This is a genomic window from Modestobacter sp. VKM Ac-2986 (assembly GCF_026967795.1).
In the GTDB taxonomy this organism is placed as follows: Bacteria; Actinomycetota; Actinomycetes; order Mycobacteriales; family Geodermatophilaceae; genus Modestobacter.
Genome location: NZ_JAPVBH010000006.1, coordinates 202,711 through 215,214, shown reverse-complemented (window position 1 = coordinate 215,214; position 12,504 = coordinate 202,711). Strand labels below are relative to the sequence as shown.

Here is a 12,504-nt window from a genome sequence, read left to right as displayed (position 1 = left end):
CTGCCCCCACCTGGGGGCAGGGCTCGACTGTCGGCGAACCTGCCCTCGGCGCCCGGACGCCGGGGCTACCGTCGTCGGGGTGAGGCGTCTCCTGCTCCCCCTGGCCGTCGCGACGGCGTTGACCCTCACCGGCTGCACCGGGTCGGACGGCGACACCCCGGCCGGGGCCGGCGAGCCGAGCGCCGGGCCCACCGCGGGGCCGAGCACCGCCCAGCCCGAGCCCAGTGCCGCCGAGGCCGCGGAGGCTGCCGCCGCCACCGCCGACCCGGCGACCGTCCAGGACCCGGCCGGGGCCGCGGTGGCCATCGCCCTGCGCGCCTCGGACCTCCCGGCCGGCTGGACGGTGCAGGCCAACCCGCTGGGCGAGGCCACCGACATCGCCGACAACCCCAGCCTCGACGGCATCTGCGACCAGCGCTTCGGCTCCGAGGTGCACCGCACCAGCAAGCAGCCGGTGGTCGCGGTGGACCCGGCGGGTGCTGCACAGCTGTCGTCGGAGGCGATCAGCTACGACACCGCCGAGGCCGCGAGCAGCGCCGTCCGCGAGCTGGTGGCGGCCTTCAGCAGCTGCCCGCCGGACACCTACACGTTCCAGCCCGCCCCCAGCGCCGAGGGCCTGGCCGAGATGAGCGTCGTCTTCCAGTACCAGCTGGCCGACGGCACCACCCAGGTCGTGGTGGCCCAGGCGGTCGGCCAGGTGCTGTCGGTGCTGATCGGCGACGACCCGGCGACCACCACCGCGGCCGGCCGGGCGATCGCGACCCGCATGTCCGCGCTGCCTGCCGCGGCGATCGGGCGCTGACCGGCACACTGGCCGGGCCGACCGACGGCCAGGAGAGGACGGCATGAGCCCCGAGCACGCCCGCCCCACCGACGCGCCGTCCTGGGGTCCGCCGCCCGCCTACGGACCGCCCGCGTACGGCCCCCCGCCCGGCTACGGCTGGCGCCGGCCGACCAACCAGCTGGCCCCGGTCGCGCTGGTGCTCTGCTTCTTCGGCGTCCTGGCCCCGGTGGGGCTCGCGCTCGGCATCGTCGCGCGCCGGCAGATCCGGCAGACCGGGGAGGGCGGCGAGGGGCTCGCACTCGCCGCGGTGGTGGTCGGCGGCGTGATCAGCACGCTGCTGGTGCTCGGCGTCGTCGTGTGGGTCGTCGCGCTGACCGCGATCGCGAACGGCTCGCTGGGCTGAGCTGTGCTCAGGTGACCGGCTCGGTCACCGGCGTCGGGCGCCCGGCGCGGATGACCAGCGCGACCCCGAGGACGACGGCGACCATGCCGGGCACCGCGAGCAGCGGCGGCACCTGGTCCAGCAGCACCAGCGCGACCAGCAGCGCGCCGGGCACCTCGAGCAGGATGGCCAGCCCCACCACGGTCGGGCCGACCGTGGACAGCACCAGGTTCAGCAGCGTGTGCCCGAGGAGCTGGGCGCAGAAGGTGATCGCCGCGATCAGCCACCAGTCGCGGGCGCTGAACCCGGTCAGCGGCACGTCGGCGACGACGGCGGCGACGGCCAGGGCGACCGCGCAGGTCGAGTAGCAGACGATCGAGTACGCGGAGGTGCTCAGCCGCTCGCGGGCCCGGGCGCCGGCCAGCATGTAGCCACCCGCGCAGATCGCGCCCAGCAGCGCGAGCGCGTCCCCGGCCAGTGCCCGCCAGGACACCGCGACGTCGACCCCGGCGATGAGCGCGGCCCCGAACACCGCCAGCGCCAGCCCCCACCAGACCTGCCGGGGCAGGTGCACGCCGGAGACGCGGGCGGCCAGCGCCGTCCAGATCGGGGTGGTGGTGACCAGCGCGGTGGACGCCGCGACCGTGGTCATCGACAGGCTGGGCAGCCAGGCGGCGAAGTGCGCGGCCAGGAACAGCCCGGCGACCAGCGAGCTGGTGAGCTGCCGGGGGCGCAGGCCGGTCAGCGTCGCCCGCTCGCGCAGCAGCAGCACCGGCAGCAGCAGCACCGCACCGGCGGCGTTCCGCCAGAACGCGATGGCCAGGAAGGAGGTGGCGACCAGCGCGGTCAGCGGCCCGGAGAACGAGACGCCGACAACGGCGACGGCCATCAGCGCGACGTCCCGCCCACCCGGCCGGTGCACCGCCCACGCCTGCGACGGGTCCCGCTGCAGGGTCGCCGACGGCTCGGTCATACGGCAGGCACCCGGACGCGTCCGGTCGCGATCGGCCGCACGGCGCCGGCCACGCTGACCTCGGCGACCGCGCCGTCGACGACCCGGACCCGCCCGGACAGCACCGAGGGCCGTCCGACGGCCGCGCCCTGGGCGAGCCGGTACTCGCTGACGCCCTCGCCGGCCAGCCCCACGGCCGCCAGCCAGATGCCGGTGCCCAGCGCGGCCGACCCGGTGGCCGGGTCCTCCGCGTAGTCCAGCCCGTCGGCGAACACCCGGACCGTGCCCTCCCCGGCGACCGCGTCCCAGGCGAGCACGGACACCCCGCCCTGGACGCCGGGCAGCAGCGCCGTCAGCGCCGCCGGGTCGGGGGCCGCCCGCTCGAGCGCACCGGGGTGCACCTCGAGCTGGGCGAAGTCGATGCCGCAGCCGACCAGGTGCACGGGGCGCCCGGTGACGTCGGCGGCGTCCAGCCCCAGGGCCGCGGCCAGGACGGCGGCGTCCGGGCCCGGTCGCAGCGACACCTGACCGCCGGCCAGGCGGGCGCCCTCGTCGTCCACCTCTACCTCGACCACGCCCGCGCCGCACTCCTGGCGCACCACCCCGGCGGGCAGCCGGCCGAGCCGGACGAGGGTGTGCGCGGTGCCGACCGAGGGGTGCCCGGCGAAGGGCAGCTCGGTGCGCGGGGTGAAGATCCGCACCCGGTAGTCGGCGCCGGCCTCGGTGGGGGCGCCGACGAAGGTCGACTCCGAGTACCCGAACTCGGCGGCCAGCGCCTGGCACTGGTCGGTGGTCAGCGCGTCGGCGTCCAGCACGACCGCGAGCTGGTTGCCGCTGAAGGGGTGCGGGGCGAACACGTCCACGACCTCGTAGTCCAGCTGGTCGGGTCCCGGAGCCGTCACGACGGCGACGGTAGCCTCACCTCTCGTGACCACGGTGACGAGGGCTTATGTCTCCCGGGTGGCCGGGTTGACCGTCTTCGACCCCAACGGCGACCGGGTCGGGAAGGTGCGCGACGTGCTCGTCGCGCTGCGCGTCGGCAGCGCCACGCCCCGCGTGCTGGGGCTGATCATCGAGGTCGTCGCCCGCCGCCGGATCTTCTGCCCGATGGGCCGGGTGACCGGGCTGGACGCCACCTCGGTGCGGCTGTCGTCGGGCACGCTGAACCTCAAGCGCTTCGAGCAGCGGGCCGGCGAGACGCTCGTGCTCGGCGAGCTGCTGGACCGCCGGGTCACCATGAGCGAGCCCGAGCGCGCCGCCGTCGTCGTCGACGCCGCCATCGAGCAGACCCGCACCGGCGACTGGGTGCTGTCCCGGCTCGCCGTCCAGGAGCCCGGCGGGTTCCGTCGGCGCGGCCAGCTGCACCAGGTGGCCTGGGACGAGGTCAGCGGCCTGGCCCTGCCCGAGACCGGGCAGAGCGCGGAGACGCTGATCGCCACCTACCGGGAGCTCAACGCCGCCGACGTGGCCCACGCCCTGCAGGAGCTGCCGATCAAGCGGCGGCACGAGGTCGCCGAGGCGATGGACGACGAGCGGCTGGCCGACGTGCTCGGTGAGCTGCCCGAGGCCGAGCAGATCGTCATCCTCGGCACGCTCGAGGAGCGGCGGGCGGCCGACGTCCTGGAGGAGATGGACCCCGACGACGCCGCGGACCTGCTCTCGGAGCTGTCCAACGTCGACCGCGAACGCATGCTGGAGCTGATGGAGCCCGACGAGGCCGAGCCGGTCCGTCAGCTGCTGAAGTACTCCGAGGACACCGCCGGCGGCATCATGACCAGCGAGCCGGTCATCCTCACCCCCGACGCCACCATCGCCGAGGCGCTCGCCCGGGTGCGCGCCCCCGAGCTCACCCCCGCGCTGGCCAGCCAGGTCTACGTCTGCCGCCCGCCCTCGGCCACCCCGACCGGCCGCTACCTGGGCCTGGCGCACATCCAGGCACTGCTGCGCGAGCCACCCTCGACCCTGGTCAGCGGCGTGCTCGACGACCTGGAGCCGCTGCGCCCGGAGGCGCCGCTGGCCGAGGTGACCCGCTACTTCGCCACCTACAACCTGGTCGCGGCCCCCGTCGTCGACCCGCAGGGCCGCCTCGTCGGCGCGGTGAGCGTGGACGACGTCCTGGACCACCTGCTGCCCGAGGACTGGCGCGAGCGGGCCCGTCGTGGCTGACGACCGCCGCGCCGACCAGCGCCTCGACCAGCCCCGGGGCAGCCGGTCCTTCGCCCAGTTCCTGAAGCTGGACCCCGACGCGGTCGGCAAGTTCGCCGAGGGCATCGCGCGGTTCCTGGGCACCGGCCGGTTCCTCGCCGTCCAGACGATCATCGTGATCGTCTGGATCGTGCTCAACGTGGTGGCGGTGAACCTGCGCTGGGACCCCTACCCGTTCATCCTGCTCAACCTGGCCTTCTCCACCCAGGCCGCCTACGCGGCGCCGCTCATCCTGCTCGCGCAGAACCGGCAGGCCGACCGCGACCGGGTGCAGGCCGAGGAGGACCGCGAGCGGTCGTTCCAGACCCGCGCCGACACCGAGTACCTGGCCCGCGAGCTCGCCTCGCTGCGCGTCTCGGTCGGTGAGCTGGCCACCCGCGACTTCATCCGCGGGGAGATCAACCGGCTGATGCCCGAGGAGACCTCGGAGGAGGCCGCCGAGCGCAAGAAGCAGAAGAAGAAGCGCCGCGAGGCCGCCGAGGCGCTCAGCGACCCAGCGCGCTGAGCACGGCGGCCACCGGGTCGCCGACCGCGGTGTCGACCACGGTGTGCCGCTCGTGCCACTGGTCGGCCGTCCACGCCTGCACCTGCGGCCAGGTCGGGAGGACGTGCCCGGCCAGGTCGGCGGTGCGCCCGGTGACCCGGCGGCGGTGCTCGACCCGGTCGGTGCAGATCAGCCGCACCCAGTGGACGTCGGCGCCGTGCCGGGCGGCGAGCTCGCGGAAGGGCCGGCGCGCGGCGGCGACGTCGAACACCGCGTCGACGACGACGTCGGTGCCGGCGGTCAGGCAGGTGTCGGCGGCGGCGAGCGCCAGCTCGTACCCCTCCGCCCCGACCTCGGTCAGGAGCCCGAGCCGGACCAGCGCCACCTCGAAGGTGTCGATCCGCAGGTGCGCGGCACCGGTGCGCCCGGCCACCGCCCGGGCCACGGTCGTCTTGCCGACCCCGGGCAGCCCACCGACCACGACCAGCACGCCGGTCAGCCCAGCACCGAGCGCAGGACGTCGAGCAGCTGCGCGGCCACCCAGGTCAGCGGCGCGGTGAGCGCGACCGCCCACAGCCGGGTGCGCCCGTCCCGCGGCAGGACCACGACCAGCACGGCGACGACGAGGACCTCCACGACCGCCTGCACGGGGTGGGCGCCGGGGTCGGCCAGCACCCCGCCGCCGAGGACGATGCCGGCCGCCATCGCCAGCATCGCGCCGAACAGCCAGCCGGTGCGGCGGGTCGCGAGGTGGCCGGCGGCGGCCGTGGCCGGCACCGCGGTCGCCGACAGGACCAGCCAGGCGACCAGCAGCCGCACGTCCCACCCGCGGTCGAGCACCAGGGCGGCCCACGAGTAGTAGCCGACGCTCATCGCGGCGAAGAAGACGGCCGACCGCACCGCAGCGGCCCGCAGCGAGGGCGCCCGCCACCCGATCAGCGCGACGACCAGCACCCATGCGGCCGGGAAGTGACCGAGGTCGTTGGCCCACCGCCAGCCGGAGAAGTCGGCGGCCTTGGCCGCTGTCCCGGCGGCGAGCCCACCAAGACCGGCCAGTGCCAGGGCCGGCGCACGGGTGGGCACGCGCGTCGGTGCGGTCATGCCGCGCGATCGTGCCGGAGTCCCCGGCCGCCGTCCCGGTGCCGCGCCGCCACCGGTGATCGGATGCACACTCGGCAACCTTGCACACTGTGCAAGCAAGTCGGATGCTCGACCGGTGACCGGACGAGGGCTGCGCGAGCGCAAGAAGGCCGACACCCGGGCCGCCCTGGCGGCCGCGACGGTGCGGCTGGCCGTCGACCGCGGCTGGGAGCACGTCACCGTCGAGGCGATCGCCGCCGCGGCCGACGTGTCCTACCGGACCTTCTTCAACTACTTCTCCAGCAAGGAGGAGGCGCTGCTGCAGCCCGGCGGCCCCGATCAACCCCGCCTGTCCACCCGGCTGCGCGCCGTGCCCGCCGACGTCGGTCCGCTCGACGCCGTCCGGACCGCGGTGCAGGCCGAGCTGACCGAGCTCGAGGCCGACCCGGTCGGCCTGCTCGAGCGGCTGACCGTGCTGATGGGCACCCCCTCGCTGCTGCCCCGACTGGTGGAGATGAGCGCCGCCGACGAGCGCGAGTGCGCCCTGGCCGTCGCCGAGCGCACCGGCCTCGACGCCGACGCCGACCTGCTGCCCGCGCTGCTGGCCGCCGTCGTCTCCGCCGCCCTGCGGGTCAGCCTGCTGCGCTGGCAGGCCCAGGGCGGCACCACCCCGCTTACGGCGCTGGCCGACGAGGCGCTCGACGCCGTCGCCGCCGGCCTGCCCGCCGCCCACTGATCCCGACCCACCCACCGACTGGAGCAGCATGACCACCACCACCGAACCCGGGGCGGCCACCACCCGGGCCGCCATGAGCCGGCGGGAGGTGCTCCAGGCGCTGTCGGGCCTGATGATGGGCATCTTCGTGTCGATCCTGGCCGCAACCGTCGTCTCCAACGCCCTGCCCACGATCATCTCCGACCTGGGCGGCAGCCAGTCGATCTACACCTGGGTGGTCACCGCCGAGCTGCTGGCGATGACGGTCACTGTGCCGCTGTGGGGCAAGCTCGCCGACCTGGTCAGCCAGAAGCTGCTCGTGCAGCTCTCCCTGGGGCTCTTCGTCGCCGGCTCCCTGCTCGCCGGGTTCTCCCAGGACACGACGACGCTGATCATCGCCCGCGTGATCCAGGGCGCCGGCGCCGGTGGCCTCACCGCGCTCGTGCAGATCGTGATGGCCGCGATGATCCCGCCGCGCGAGCTGGGCCGGTACGCCGGCATCTTCGGCGCGGTCTTCGCCGTCGCCACCGTCGCCGGCCCGCTGATCGGTGGCGTCATCGTCGACACGTCCTGGCTGGGCTGGCGCTGGTGCTTCTTCATGGGCGTGCCGTTCGCGCTGGCCGCGATCGTGCTGCTGCAGAAGACGCTGAAGCTCAAGACCGTGCGCCGCCAGGTGCGGGTCGACTGGCTGGGCGCCCTGCTCATCACCGCCGGCATCAGCCTGCTGCTCGTCTGGGTCACCCTGGCCGGCAACGACTTCGACTGGCTGTCGGGGACGACCGCGCTCATGGTCGGCGGCGCGCTGGTGCTGCTGGCCCTCGCCGTGCTGGTCGAGTCCAAGGTGGACGAGCCGATCATCCCGCTGGACATCTTCCGCAACCGCACGGTCACCCTCACCGTCGTCGCCTCCGCCCTGGTGGGCATCGCGATGTTCGGCGGGACGGTCTTCCTCTCCCAGTACTTCCAGATCTCCCGCGGCTACTCCCCCACCGCGGCCGGGCTGCTGTCGCTGCCGATGATCGCCGGGCTGCTGGTCTCCTCCACCGTCGCCGGCGCGCTGATCACCAAGACCGGGCTGTGGAAGCGGTACCTGGTCGCCGGTGCGGCCCTGATGACCGTCGGCTTCGGCCTGCTGGCCACCATCGGCGCGGACACCTCGATGTGGCTGATCGGCGCCTACATGGCCGTGATGGGCGTGGGCGTCGGCATGCTGATGCAGAACCTGGTGCTCGCCGCGCAGAACGACGTCCCGGCCCGCCAGCTGGGCTCGGCCACCTCGGTGCTGTCGTTCTTCCGCAGCCTCGGCGGCACGATCGGCGTCAGCGTCCTGGGCGCGGTGCTGGCCAGCCGCGTGGCCAGCGAGCTGTCGGTGCTCGGCGGGTCCTCCGGCGGCGGGCACGCCGCCGTCCCGGACGTCGCCTCCCTGCCGCCGGAGGTCCAGACGGTGGTGCAGAACGCCTACGGCGACGCCACCGCCGAGCTGTTCCTCATCGCCACCCCGCTGGCCGCCCTGGCCCTGCTGGTGGTGCTGTTCATCAAGGAGAAGCCGCTGCAGACGACCTCAGGCGCCGAGCGCCTGGAGTCCGAGGCCGCCGTCCCGATGGCGCACTGACGCACCCGGACGGCGGGCCCGCAGCGGCCCGCCGTCCGGCCCGGCCCGCCACGATGGGCGAGTGAACCCCAGCAGCGGCTTCGTCGTCCGGGTCGAGAACCTCCCCGACCGCACCTACCGGCTGTGGCTGCAGACGTCCGGGGCGCCGCTCGACCTGGGCACCGTCGGGCGCACCGGCGAGCTGGGCCCCGCGGTCCGGACCCGGGTGGCGGCACACGCCGGGGTCCCTGCCGACGAGCTGGGCGCCGTCGAGGTCCTCCAGTCGAGGCCGCCCTGGGTGCCGATGGGACACCCCGTCCTGGTCCACGACGAGGACGAGGGCTGGGTGCCCGGGTACGCCTGGGACTTCATCCAGGGCGAGTTCCTGGTCGACACGCCGAACGGCGCGGGCCTCTACGTCCACGAGGACATGGACCTCGACCCCCCGCCCGAGGCGATGACCTACCGCGGCCGCCACCGCGAGTGAGGCGTCAGCCGCCGAGCACGTGGACCAGCGCGCCGGCCGCGCCGGCCAGCAGGATCACCACGATGAACGGCGCCCGCAGCGCCAGCGCGAGTGCGGCCACCGCCAGCCCGACCAGCCGGCCGTCCAGCACCAGGTCGCGCCCGGACGTCGCCGCCTGCACCGCGACGAGTGCGGCCAGCAGCGCCGCCGGCACGAACTCCACGACCCGGGTGACCAGCGGGTGCTGCACCCACGCGGCCGGCACCGACAGCCCGGCCAGCTTCAGCAGGTAGCAGCCCACCGCACCCACCAGGACCGCCGTCCACATCGCGCCGTTGCTCACGCCGCCACCGCCCGCGGGCGCCCGGCGAGCAGGACGGCGACCACGGCGAGCACCACCTGCAGCCCGGCCGGCACGAACGGCGTCAGCGCCAGCGCGACGACCGCCCCGCCCAGGGCCACCCGCCGCTGCACCCCCGCCTCGGTCGCCGAGCGCTGCAGCCGCGGCCACAGCAGTGCCAGGAAGGCGGCCGGGACGACGGCGTCCAGCGCGGCCTCCGCGGTCTCCCCCAGCCCGCCGGCACCCAGCGCGCCGACCAGCGTCATCGCCGTCCAGCAGACGTAGACCGACCCGCCGGTGACCCAGAAGGCCAGCCGGCCCAGCTCCCGGTCGGGCGCGGCCACGGCCATCGCGGTGGACTCGTCGATGACCAGCTGCGCGGTGCCGGCCCGGCGCAGCCAACCCCGCGGAGCCAGCATCGGCGCCAGCCGGACGCCGTAGAGGGTGTTGCGGGAGCCGAGCAGCAGCGCGCTGCCGACCGCGGCGAACGCCCCGCCGCCAGCACCGAGGACGCCGACCAGCGCGAACTGCGAGGCGCCGGTGAACATCAGCGCCGAGAGCGCGACCGCCTGCCAGGTCGACAGCCCCGCCCCCACCGCGGCCGCCCCGAAGGCCACGCCGTAGAGCCCCACCGCCAGCCCCAGCCCCAGCGAGTCGCGCAGGGTCGCCGACCGGGCGGGAGAGGACACGGCGGCGACCCTAGCGACCGGTGCGGGGGTTGGCCTGCGTCACACCCTCACCACCGGAACGGCCGTCCGGCCCGCCGTACAGTGAGGACGTCCGCGCGCGAGCTCCCTGGGGGGCCGCCTCCCGCGGGCCCCCCGTCGAAGGAGACTCACCCCGCATGTCCGACACGCTCACCGGCTCGCCGGCGCTGGACGCCGTGGTCGCTGCCCTGGCGACCGTCCAGGACCCGGAGATCAACCGTCCCCTGCCCGAGCTGGGCATGATCAAGGACGTGCAGATCGGTGTCGGGGGCGACCCGGGCACGGTCCGCGTCGAGGTCTACCTGACCGTCTCCGGCTGCCCCATGCGCGACACCATCACCGACCGCGTCACCGAGGCCGTCATCCGCGTGCCCGGCGTGACCGCCGTCCAGGTCGGCCTGGACGTGATGAACGACGAGCAGCGCACCGAGCTGCGCAAGACCGTGCGCGGCACGGACGCCGCCGACCCGGTCGTGCCCTTCGCCCAGCCCGGCTCGCTGACCCGCGTGTTCGCGGTCGCCTCGGGCAAGGGCGGCGTCGGCAAGTCCAGCGTCACGGTCAACCTGGCCGCCTCGATGGCCCGCCGCGGCCTGTCCGTGGGCGTCGTCGACGCCGACATCTACGGCCACTCGGTGCCCCGCATGCTCGGCTGCGAGGACAAGCCGACCCAGGTCGAGAACATGATCATGCCGCCGCAGTCCTACGGCGTGAAGGTCATCTCGATCGGCATGTTCACCCCGGGCAACACCCCGGTCGTGTGGCGTGGCCCGATGCTGCACCGCGCGCTGCAGCAGTTCCTCGCCGACGTCTGGTGGGGCGACCTGGACGTCCTGCTGCTCGACCTGCCCCCGGGCACCGGTGACGTCGCGATCTCGCTGGCCCAGCTGGTGCCCAACGCCGAGATCCTGGTGGTGACCACGCCGCAGCTCGCTGCCGCCGAGGTCGCCGAGCGGGCCGGCGCGATCGCCACCCAGACCAACCAGCGCGTGGTCGGCGTCATCGAGAACATGTCCTGGCTGGACCTGCCCGACGGCTCCCGCATGGAGCTGTTCGGTGCCGGTGGCGGCCAGGCCGTCTCCGACGCGCTGACCAAGGTGCTCGGTGCCCGGGTGCCGCTGCTCGGCCAGATCCCGCTGGACACCCGGCTGCGCGAGGCCGGCGACGCCGGTGCCCCGATCGTGCTCGCCCAGCCCGACGCCCCCGCGGCGCAGGCGCTGGAGAAGATCGCCGAGGGCCTCACCGTCCGCCAGCGCGGCCTGGCCGGCATGCCCCTGGGGCTCACCCCGGTCAGCCGCTGACCTGATCCGCATCCGAGGCCGGTCTCCCCGCCGGGGAGGCCGGCCTCGCTGCGTCAGCGGGCGGGTCCGACGCTGAAGACGTCGCCGGGCTGGCAGTCCAGCGCGTCGCAGATGGCCGTGAGCGTGGAGAACCGCACCGCCCGTGCCCGGTCGTTCTTGAGCACCGACAGGTTCACGACGGTGACCCCGACCCGCTCGGCGAGCTCGGTGAGCGTCATCTGCCGCGCGGCCAGCAGCTGGTCCAGGTGGCAGGTGACCCGGTGGGTCTCGGTGTCGACGGGGCTCACACCAGCCCCTCGACGTCGGAGTCGATCCGCTCGCCCTGCCGGAACGCCTCGGCGAGGACCAGCAGCAGGAAGCCCCCCACGACGATCGGCAGGAACGAGAACGTCACCCCCATGACGAACGCGCTGTCCGGGCCGACCAGGTCGAGCCGGTCGAGGACGGCGAGCGCGCCGAACTGCGGCAGCAGCGGGCCAATGCTGCCCGCCACGGCCACCACCAGCGCGAGCCAGGCCAGCCGCCGGGAGTTGCCGGCACCGAAGGGCCGCCCGGCCGCGATCGAGGCGAGGACCGGGCGCAGCAGCCAGGCACCGAGGCCCACGGCGAGCCCGAGCACCGCGACGTCCCCGGAGGCGAGCAGCTGCTCGGCGACGGTCGAGTCCCCGGCCGAGAGCATCGTCCGCACGCCCCCGGGCAACGGCAGCAGCCGGACGCCGTCGGGGAGCGCGACCTGGGCGCCGACCAGCGGCCCGGTGCCCCCGCTCAGCTCGACCGGCACCTGCACCGCACCACCGGCCCGGGTGGCCTGGACCACCGCGTAAACCGGGCCGGCGAGGACGGCCACCAGGCCGACCAGGCCGACGAGCTGACTCACCCCGCGGACGGTCGAGGCCTTGACGTAGGTCTGGCTGCGGTCCATGACGACTCCTCGGCACATCGATCATCGATGGGTGGGAGCGTCAGTGTGCCCATCGATATTCGATGTGTCCAGCATGGCCTCGGTGCCGGGTCCCGCCGCGAGCGTCAGCGAGGGGTGGGGGGCACCGAGGTCCTTCGTCAGGTGGCGTCGACGTCGAACGGCGGCGGGACGGTGGAGTCCCGGCGGACGGCCGTCCTCATCCGCCCCGCGCCGGCGGCCGTGGCGCCGGTGGCGCTGGGCTTCACCGCGGAGTCCTCGTCGTCGCCCAGCAGCTGCTGCCGGATGAACGTCTTCGGGTGGTACTGGCGCAGGTCGACGTCGCGCAGGTGGTCGAAGTCGTCGCCGAGGGTGTCGTGCAGCTGACCGCGGACACCGGTGATCGCCTCACGGGCCTTCTTGATGCCGGTGGCGGCGTCCTTGGCCAGGCCGGGCAGCCGGTCGGGTCCGAAGATGAACAGGGCAGCCAGCGCCAGGACGACGATCTCGCCCCAGCCGATCGAGTTGAACACCGCTCCTCCTCGCGCCCTGCCGCGCACCGCGGTCGTGACCAGCGTAGGTGGGCGGGCTGACCAGCAGCT

Annotated in this window: 17 protein-coding genes; 8 read left to right on the top strand and 9 right to left on the bottom strand. The window is 74.7% G+C overall.

Going from position 1 to position 12,504, the window contains the following annotated elements; translation table 11 throughout:
- Positions 1–79 precede the first annotated feature (79 nt).
- Together O2W14_RS16495 and O2W14_RS16490 are read left to right on the top strand one after the other, a co-directional pair.
- Complete coding sequence (locus O2W14_RS16495) at positions 80–802, top strand: hypothetical protein (RefSeq protein WP_269177199.1); 723 nt, start codon at positions 80–82, stop codon at positions 800–802.
- A gap of 43 nt (positions 803–845) precedes the next feature.
- On the top strand, positions 846–1,187 hold the full coding sequence (locus tag O2W14_RS16490; protein ID WP_269177198.1) for a DUF4190 domain-containing protein: 342 nt from the start codon (positions 846–848) through the stop codon (positions 1,185–1,187).
- 7 nt (positions 1,188–1,194) lie between these two features.
- Here the strand turns inward: O2W14_RS16490 and O2W14_RS16485 are convergent, their stop codons facing one another.
- Both O2W14_RS16485 and O2W14_RS16480 read right to left on the bottom strand, forming a co-directional pair.
- Complete coding sequence (locus O2W14_RS16485) at positions 1,195–2,139, bottom strand: DMT family transporter (protein ID WP_269177197.1); 945 nt, start codon at positions 2,137–2,139, stop codon at positions 1,195–1,197.
- Positions 2,136–3,020: a PhzF family phenazine biosynthesis protein gene (locus O2W14_RS16480; RefSeq protein ID WP_269177196.1), complete on the bottom strand. Its 885-nt coding sequence runs from the start codon at positions 3,018–3,020 to the stop codon at positions 2,136–2,138. The genes O2W14_RS16485 and O2W14_RS16480 overlap by 4 nt, the downstream gene beginning before the upstream one ends.
- Before the next feature lie 25 nt (positions 3,021–3,045).
- Between O2W14_RS16480 and O2W14_RS16475 the strand changes: the two genes are divergently transcribed.
- Positions 3,046–4,284 (top strand): magnesium transporter MgtE N-terminal domain-containing protein, encoded by a 1,239-nt coding sequence (locus O2W14_RS16475; RefSeq protein ID WP_269177195.1) that lies wholly within the window; start codon positions 3,046–3,048, stop codon positions 4,282–4,284.
- Positions 4,277–4,828 (top strand): DUF1003 domain-containing protein, encoded by a 552-nt coding sequence (locus tag O2W14_RS16470; protein WP_269177194.1) that lies wholly within the window; start codon positions 4,277–4,279, stop codon positions 4,826–4,828. Before O2W14_RS16475 ends, O2W14_RS16470 begins: the two co-directional genes overlap by 8 nt.
- Here O2W14_RS16470 and O2W14_RS16465 read toward each other — a convergent pair.
- Positions 4,809–5,297, bottom strand: a complete 489-nt coding sequence (locus O2W14_RS16465; RefSeq protein ID WP_269177193.1) for an AAA family ATPase — start codon at positions 5,295–5,297, stop codon at positions 4,809–4,811. The two genes, O2W14_RS16470 and O2W14_RS16465, sit on opposite strands and share 20 nt — an antisense overlap.
- A gap of 5 nt (positions 5,298–5,302) precedes the next feature.
- Complete coding sequence (locus O2W14_RS16460) at positions 5,303–5,908, bottom strand: DUF6518 family protein (RefSeq protein ID WP_269177192.1); 606 nt, start codon at positions 5,906–5,908, stop codon at positions 5,303–5,305.
- A gap of 115 nt (positions 5,909–6,023) precedes the next feature.
- Here O2W14_RS16460 and O2W14_RS16455 point away from each other — a divergent pair, with 115 nt between their 5' ends.
- The 3 genes from O2W14_RS16455 to O2W14_RS16445 all read left to right on the top strand — a co-directional run bounded on the left by O2W14_RS16455 (position 6,024) and on the right by O2W14_RS16445 (position 8,680).
- On the top strand, positions 6,024–6,623 hold the full coding sequence (locus tag O2W14_RS16455; protein ID WP_269177191.1) for a TetR/AcrR family transcriptional regulator: 600 nt from the start codon (positions 6,024–6,026) through the stop codon (positions 6,621–6,623).
- Between the two features lie 28 nt (positions 6,624–6,651).
- The gene (locus O2W14_RS16450) at positions 6,652–8,214 is read left to right on the top strand and encodes an MDR family MFS transporter (protein WP_269177190.1); all 1,563 of its coding nucleotides are present in this window, start codon (positions 6,652–6,654) and stop codon (positions 8,212–8,214) included.
- A 61-nt stretch (positions 8,215–8,275) separates the two neighbouring features.
- Positions 8,276–8,680 carry a hypothetical protein gene (locus O2W14_RS16445; protein ID WP_269177189.1) on the top strand — a complete coding sequence of 135 codons (405 nt, stop codon included), beginning with the start codon at positions 8,276–8,278 and terminating at the stop codon, positions 8,678–8,680.
- A gap of 4 nt (positions 8,681–8,684) precedes the next feature.
- Here the strand turns inward: O2W14_RS16445 and O2W14_RS16440 are convergent, their stop codons facing one another.
- Positions 8,685–9,002 carry an AzlD domain-containing protein gene (locus O2W14_RS16440; protein WP_269177188.1) on the bottom strand — a complete coding sequence of 106 codons (318 nt, stop codon included), beginning with the start codon at positions 9,000–9,002 and terminating at the stop codon, positions 8,685–8,687.
- Positions 8,999–9,688: an AzlC family ABC transporter permease gene (locus tag O2W14_RS16435; protein ID WP_269177187.1), complete on the bottom strand. Its 690-nt coding sequence runs from the start codon at positions 9,686–9,688 to the stop codon at positions 8,999–9,001. The genes O2W14_RS16440 and O2W14_RS16435 overlap by 4 nt, the downstream gene beginning before the upstream one ends.
- A gap of 155 nt (positions 9,689–9,843) precedes the next feature.
- Here O2W14_RS16435 and O2W14_RS16430 point away from each other — a divergent pair, with 155 nt between their 5' ends.
- A complete protein-coding gene (locus O2W14_RS16430) occupies positions 9,844–11,004 on the top strand; it encodes an Mrp/NBP35 family ATP-binding protein (RefSeq protein WP_269177186.1) in 1,161 nt (386 codons plus the stop codon).
- 53 nt (positions 11,005–11,057) lie between these two features.
- Here O2W14_RS16430 and O2W14_RS16425 read toward each other — a convergent pair whose 3' ends face one another.
- From O2W14_RS16425 to O2W14_RS16415, 3 genes are all read right to left on the bottom strand, one after another.
- Positions 11,058–11,291: a helix-turn-helix domain-containing protein gene (locus O2W14_RS16425; protein WP_331253602.1), complete on the bottom strand. Its 234-nt coding sequence runs from the start codon at positions 11,289–11,291 to the stop codon at positions 11,058–11,060.
- A complete protein-coding gene (locus O2W14_RS16420) occupies positions 11,288–11,926 on the bottom strand; it encodes a DUF2975 domain-containing protein (protein WP_269177185.1) in 639 nt (212 codons plus the stop codon). The genes O2W14_RS16425 and O2W14_RS16420 overlap by 4 nt, the downstream gene beginning before the upstream one ends.
- Before the next feature lie 137 nt (positions 11,927–12,063).
- On the bottom strand, positions 12,064–12,435 hold the full coding sequence (locus O2W14_RS16415; protein ID WP_269177184.1) for a twin-arginine translocase TatA/TatE family subunit: 372 nt from the start codon (positions 12,433–12,435) through the stop codon (positions 12,064–12,066).
- Positions 12,436–12,504 lie beyond the last annotated feature (69 nt).

What these genes read in the sequence shown, in the direction of transcription:
- O2W14_RS16430 (WP_269177186.1), top strand. Translation starts at nt 9,844, where the DNA reads ATGTCCGACACGCTCACCGGCTCGCCGGCGCTGGACGCCGTGGTCGCT.
- O2W14_RS16490 (WP_269177198.1), top strand. Translation starts at nt 846, where the DNA reads ATGAGCCCCGAGCACGCCCGCCCCACCGACGCGCCGTCCTGGGGTCCG.
- O2W14_RS16460 (WP_269177192.1), bottom strand. Translation starts at nt 5,908, where the DNA reads ATGACCGCACCGACGCGCGTGCCCACCCGTGCGCCGGCCCTGGCACTG.
- O2W14_RS16450 (WP_269177190.1), top strand. Translation starts at nt 6,652, where the DNA reads ATGACCACCACCACCGAACCCGGGGCGGCCACCACCCGGGCCGCCATG.
- O2W14_RS16485 (WP_269177197.1), bottom strand. Translation starts at nt 2,139, where the DNA reads ATGACCGAGCCGTCGGCGACCCTGCAGCGGGACCCGTCGCAGGCGTGG.
- O2W14_RS16420 (WP_269177185.1), bottom strand. Translation starts at nt 11,926, where the DNA reads ATGGACCGCAGCCAGACCTACGTCAAGGCCTCGACCGTCCGCGGGGTG.